Source organism: Neoroseomonas rubea (assembly GCF_016106015.1).
Lineage (GTDB): Bacteria > Pseudomonadota > Alphaproteobacteria > Acetobacterales > Acetobacteraceae > Neoroseomonas > Neoroseomonas rubea.
This window is the reverse complement of record NZ_JACADQ010000294.1, coordinates 1-5,392: the sequence shown is the minus strand read 5'-3', so window position 1 is coordinate 5,392 and position 5,392 is coordinate 1. Positions and strand designations below refer to the sequence as shown.

General features: G+C 68.2%; 4 protein-coding genes and 1 pseudogene. 3 read left to right on the top strand and 2 right to left on the bottom strand.

What is annotated here, in order from left to right:
• Nucleotides 1-184: 184 nt before the first annotated feature.
• Together HW577_RS19955 and trxA are read left to right on the top strand one after the other, a co-directional pair.
• The gene (locus HW577_RS19955; RefSeq protein WP_198377882.1) at nt 185-3,337 is read left to right on the top strand and encodes an efflux RND transporter permease subunit; all 3,153 of its coding nucleotides are present in this window, start codon (nt 185-187) and stop codon (nt 3,335-3,337) included.
• Between the two features lie 78 nt (nt 3,338-3,415).
• The gene (trxA, locus tag HW577_RS19950; RefSeq protein ID WP_198377881.1) at nt 3,416-3,748 is read left to right on the top strand and encodes a thioredoxin TrxA; all 333 of its coding nucleotides are present in this window, start codon (nt 3,416-3,418) and stop codon (nt 3,746-3,748) included.
• A 301-nt stretch (nt 3,749-4,049) separates the two neighbouring features.
• Here the strand turns inward: trxA and HW577_RS27080 are convergent.
• A pseudogene (locus HW577_RS27080) lies at nt 4,050-4,798 on the bottom strand (formate/nitrite transporter family protein).
• Between the two features lie 155 nt (nt 4,799-4,953).
• On the opposite strand from HW577_RS27080, the gene HW577_RS19940 reads away from it, so the two are divergent.
• The gene (locus tag HW577_RS19940; protein ID WP_198377880.1) at nt 4,954-5,106 is read left to right on the top strand and encodes a hypothetical protein; all 153 of its coding nucleotides are present in this window, start codon (nt 4,954-4,956) and stop codon (nt 5,104-5,106) included.
• Nucleotides 5,107-5,115: 9 nt separating this feature from the next.
• On the opposite strand, the gene HW577_RS19935 is transcribed toward HW577_RS19940, so the two are convergent.
• A partial coding sequence (locus tag HW577_RS19935) for a DUF2254 family protein (protein ID WP_198377879.1) occupies nt 5,116-5,392 on the bottom strand: 277 nt, incomplete at its 5' end.

Sequence of the window (5,392 nt, the reverse complement as noted above, 5' to 3'; positions counted from 1 at the left end):
CGGCGCTTCGCGCTGCACGGCGTCGACGCGGTGGGGATGGTGCATGCCATCCTGCTGCGGATCCAGGCGGCGCTGATGCCGTTCAAGACCCTCGTTCTGTCGGGACATTGACGATGGAGCAGCCTGATGTCCGCGCCGTTCCGCAACCGCGCGCGACCATCGCGCGTGCCGGGCTGACCCGGGCATGATCAGCAAGGTCTTCGTCGACCGGCCGCGGCTCGCGGTGGTCATCGCCATCGTCATGACCATCGCGGGCATCGTCTCGATGCGCGTCATTCCGGTGGCGCAGTTCCCGGACATCGTGCCGCCGCAGGTCTCGGTCACAGCGGTCTTCCCCGGCGCGTCCTCCGAGGTGGTGGAGGCGACGATCGCCCAGCCGATCGAGAGCCAGGTCAACGGCGTGGACAACATGATCTACATGCGGTCCACCAGCGGCAATGACGGGTCCTACAACCTCACCATCTCCTTCCGCGTCGGCACGAATCCCGACCAGAACGCGACGAACGTGAACAACCGGGTGCAGCTGGCGCTGGCGCAGCTGCCCGAGGAGGTGCAGCGCCAGGGGCTGACGGTGCGCAAGAAATCCTCGGCGATGCTGCAGGTGATCACGCTGCGCTCGCCGGTCGGCACGCTCGACACGCTGTTCCTGTCGAACTATGCGACCATCAACATCCTCGACGTGCTCAAGCGCGTCCCCGGCGTGGGCGACGTCGCCATGTTCGGCACGCGCGACTACGCCATGCGCATCTGGTTTGAGACGGACCGGCTGACCGCGCTGTCCCTGACGCCGGCGGACATCGTCAACGCCATCCGGGCGCAGAACCAGGTGGCACCGCTCGGGCGAGTCGGCGCGCAGCCGGCATCGACCGACACATCCTACCAGCTGAACATCCGCACGACCGGGCGGCTCGACGATGCGGAGCAGTTCGGCAACATCCTGGTGCGCGCGAATCCGGACGGCTCGGTGCTGCGCGTGCGCGACGTGGCGCGGATCGAGCTCGGCGCCTGGAACCAGGACACGGCGATGACCCTGAACGGGCAGGACGCCGTCGGCATCCAGATCTTCCTTGCCCCCGGCGCCAACGCGGTCGGTACGGCGGACGCGGTCGCGGCGGCGATGCGCGGGCTGGCCGCCCGCTTCCCCGCCGGCATGGAATACGGCGTCACCTACGACACGACGACCTTCGTGAACCTGACGATCGAGGTCGTGATCCACACGCTGATCGAGGCCTTCGTCCTCGTCGTCGTGGTGGTCTTCATCTTCCTGGGCTCGCTGCGCGCGACGCTGATCCCGCTGGTCGCGGTGCCCGTGAGCCTGATCGCGACCTTCGTCGTGATGAACGCGATGGGCTATTCGGCCAACACCGTCTCCCTGCTCGCCATGGTGCTCGCCATCGGCATCGTGGTGGACGACGCCATCGTGGTGGTCGAGGCGGTGGAAGCTAAGATGGAGGAGGACCATTCGCTGTCCGTCGCGGATGCGACCAAGGCGGCGATGGAGACCATCACGGCACCGATCATCGCCATCACCCTGGTGCTGCTGTCTGTCTTCGTCCCGCTGGCCTTCATCCCCGGCATCTCGGGCGAGTTGTTCCGCCAGTTCGCGGTCGTCGTCTCAGTGGGAATGTTCTTCTCGGCGATCAACGCGCTGACGCTCTCCCCCGCGCTCTGCGCCGTGCTCCTCTCGGCCCATCACGGGCCGAAGCGGGGGATCATGGGGCGCGTCTCGCGCGCCATCGACCATGTCCGGGACGGCTACGCCGCGATCGTCACGCGGCTGGTGCGCCTCGCTTTCGTCTCGATCCTGCTGCTCGGTGCCTTCATGGCCGGGATCGTCGGCACGGCCTCCCGCACGCCCACCGGCTTCCTGCCGCAGGAAGACCAGGGCGCCTTCTTCGGCGAGGTGGCGCTGCCCGACGGCGCCTCGCTCAACCGCACGCGGGAGATCTCGGAACGGGTGGGTTCCACCATCCGCGGCATCGCCGGCGTGCAGGACGTGATGGTGATCAGCGGCTATTCGCTGCTCTCCGGCCTCGCCCAGTCCAACGCTGCCATCCTGATCGTCACGCTGAAGCCCTTCGACGAGCGCACCGGGCCGGGGATGGACGTCAACAGCCTGATCGCGACGACCATCGCGCGGACCAACGACGTCCCCGCGCGCGTCATTCCCTTCAATCTGCCGCCCATTTCGGGCCTCGGCACCGCCGGCGGCTTCGAGTTCCAGCTGCAGAACCTGGAAGGAAGGCCGGTTGCGGAGATGGCGGCGGTGATGCGCGCCCTGGTCCTTGCCGCCAACCAGGAGCCGAACCTGACGCGCGTCTTCTCGACCTTCGCGGCGGCCACGCCCTCGGTGTTCCTCGAGATCGACCGCGACCGGGCGCAGGTGCTCGGCGTCTCGCTGAACGATGTCTTCCAGGCCGTCTCGGCCGCCATGGGCGGGGCCTATGTCAACGATTTCAACCTGTTCGGCCGGACCTGGAAGGTCAGCCTGCAGGCGGAACAGGCCGACCGCGCCGGCATCCCCGACATCTACCGCGTCCATGTGCGCAACCGGGACGGGGAGATGATCCCGCTGCGCGCGCTGGCGGATGCGCGGATCGAGTTCGGGCCGCAATCGATCATCCGCTACAACAACGTCCGCAGCCTGACGATCAATGGGGAACCCGCGCCGGGCCGGTCCTCGGGCGACGGGCTCGCGGCGATGGAGCGCGTGGCCGCGGCGACGCTGCCGGCGGGCTACTCCTTCGAATGGACCGGGACCGCCTTCCAGGAGAAGGCCGCGGCGGGGCAGACCGGGATGATCCTGGCACTCGCCGTGCTCTTCGCCTTCCTCTTCCTGGTGGGGCTGTACGAATCCTGGACCATCCCGGTCCCCGTCCTGCTCTCGGTCGCGGTCGGCGTGCTCGGGGCCATCGTCTCGATCGGGCCGGCGGGCCTCGCACTCGACCTCTATGCCCAGGTGGGCATCGTGGTGCTGATCGCGCTCGCCGCGAAGAACGGCATCCTGATCGTCGAATTCGCCAAGGAGCAGCGGGAGCACTACGGCAAGTCGATCCAGGAGGCGGCGGCGCTGGGTGCTAAGCTGCGCTTCCGCGCGGTGATGATGACGTCCTTCGCCTTCATCCTCGGGCTCTATCCGCTGGTGGTGGCCGAAGGGGCCTCGGAGATCAGCCGCCGCGCCGTCGGCACGCCGGTCTTCTGGGGCATGCTGGCGGCGTCCTCCATCGGCATCTTCATGATCCCGATGCTCTACGTGGTGTTCCAGTCGCTGCGTGAGCGCATCAAGGCCCTGGTCTTCCGGCGTCCGCCGGCCCCCGCCCCCACCCCCCACGCTTGACCCGGGGCGCGCGAGACCCGATCTCTGTTACAACTCCGGGGGCCACGCGCCCCCGCACCCCCCAGATGGAGTCCCCCCATGGGCGACCTGACCAAGCCGGTCTCGGACGACACCTTCAAGCAGGACGTGCTGGAATCGCCGGGCCCCGTGCTCGTCGACTTCTGGGCCGAATGGTGCGGCCCCTGCCGGATGGTGGCGCCGATCCTCGATGAGATCGCCGCCGAATACGCCGGCAAGCTGACCGTCGCGAAGGTAAACATCGACGACAATCCGATGACGCCGACCGAATACGCGGTCCGCGGCATCCCGACCATGATCCTGTTCAAGGACGGCAAGCCGGTCGAGACCAAGGTCGGCGCCATGCCGAAGGGCGCGCTGAAGGCCTGGATCTCGGGCGCGATCGGCGAGTGAAGGACCGGGGGGGGAGAAGCGAACCTTTCCCCCACCCCAACCTTCTTCGCAACCGTGGGAATCAGTCCCCAACGGATAAGGAAGGGATGGGGCGCGGGCATGAACCCACTTATGCCGAACCGTCGTCAGTTCCGCTTAGCCGCTTCCCGATCCGTTGCGGGCCACTAGCGTGCTGGCGCGCGCATACCGTCCTACTCGCGGATTGCAATCGCCCTGAGTGCGAGTTCTGAGGAGCAATCCCACGCATACGACCCACCCGCGAGGACACCCCGCCGGCAGCGAACGCTCAGAAAAGTCCCCGTCACAGCCCCGCTTCGCGCGCCGTCCGCCGATATAGCAGCCAATACACACCGGCGACGAGGATCGAGGCGCCCGCGACGTTGCCGAGTGTGACCGCGGCCAGGTTCCGAATCGCGCTCGCCATGTCGAGAGCTGCGAAGGCGGCAGGATCGAGCTGCACCGCTCGCCAGAAGCCATCCGCAGCGGCCGCCTTGATCAGCAGGCCGAAGGGAATGAAGTACATGTTCGCGACCGCGTGCTCGAAGCCCGCGGCGGCGAAGGCGGCGATCGGCACCAGCACGACGAGCATCCGATGCGCCGGCGGGCGGGAGGACAGCGACAGCCACACCGCCATGCACACCAGGGTATTGCACAGCATCCCGAGCAGGACGCCTGGCCGAAGGGAAGCGCTGCCTTCGCCTGCGCCGTGCGCAGCGCAGTCACCCCCACCTGTCCGCCGCCGAAGCCGTGGTGCTGCGCGAGGAAGACCAGCAGCGCCGTGCCCACAGGCCCTGCGAGGTTCCCGATCCAGACCAGCGCCCAGGCGCGGAGCACGCGACGCAGCGCCAAGCGCCCGCTTGCCCAGGCCATCACCATAAGCACGTCGCCGGTGAAGATCTGCGCGCAGTCGAGCAGGACCAGACTCAGGCCAAGCGCGAAGACCAAGCCGGCGACGACGCGTGCCATGCCGAAGGGCATCGCCGCCTCGGCCCTTGTCAGCGCGACATTGGAGAAGACCGCGCCGAAGGCGATGAAGGCGCCACCCAGCACACCGAGCGTGACGCCGTCCGCGTCCGCCTTGGCGGCGATCTCGGGCGGCAGGCACCCTTCGATCCCCGCCAGCGCGTCCCGCCCCTCCCCCGGCACGCGGCTTCAGCCCCCCAACGCGATCAGCCTGATGATCTGCACCGCGATGACCTTCACGATTGTCGCCGAGGTTCCCGCGCCGCGCCTTCGACTTCTACGTGAAGGAACTTGCGCCGCGCGGCTTCCAACTGCAGGTGGAGATCATCGACTGGCCGGACGGCATGCCCGGCGATGTCGGCTGGTACATCAGCTGGAAGCACCCGGAGGAATAGGCCCGCCCGCTACCGCGTCAGGCCAAGGCCCTGCGGGTCCTCCTGCCGCGCGGCGGCGCGGTCGCGCTCGTCGAAAGCTGAGCGCTCGATGACGGCGTCCACATGCTCGAGGTAGCGCTGGACGCCGTCGGCGCGCTCGCTCTCGCCCACCAGTTCGGCCAGGCCGCGCAGGGCCGAGCGCAGCCGCCGCATCACCTGCACCGAGGTCGCGCCGAAGACGCGGATCTCATCGAAGGCCAAGGCGAGATAGTCATTCCAGTCCGGCGTGGGGAAGACGACGCGGACG

Coding starts and splice junctions, on each gene's coding strand:
- HW577_RS19955 (WP_198377882.1), top strand. CDS start 185: ATGATCAGCAAGGTCTTCGTCGACCGGCCGCGGCTCGCGGTGGTCATC.
- trxA (WP_198377881.1), top strand. CDS start 3,416: ATGGGCGACCTGACCAAGCCGGTCTCGGACGACACCTTCAAGCAGGAC.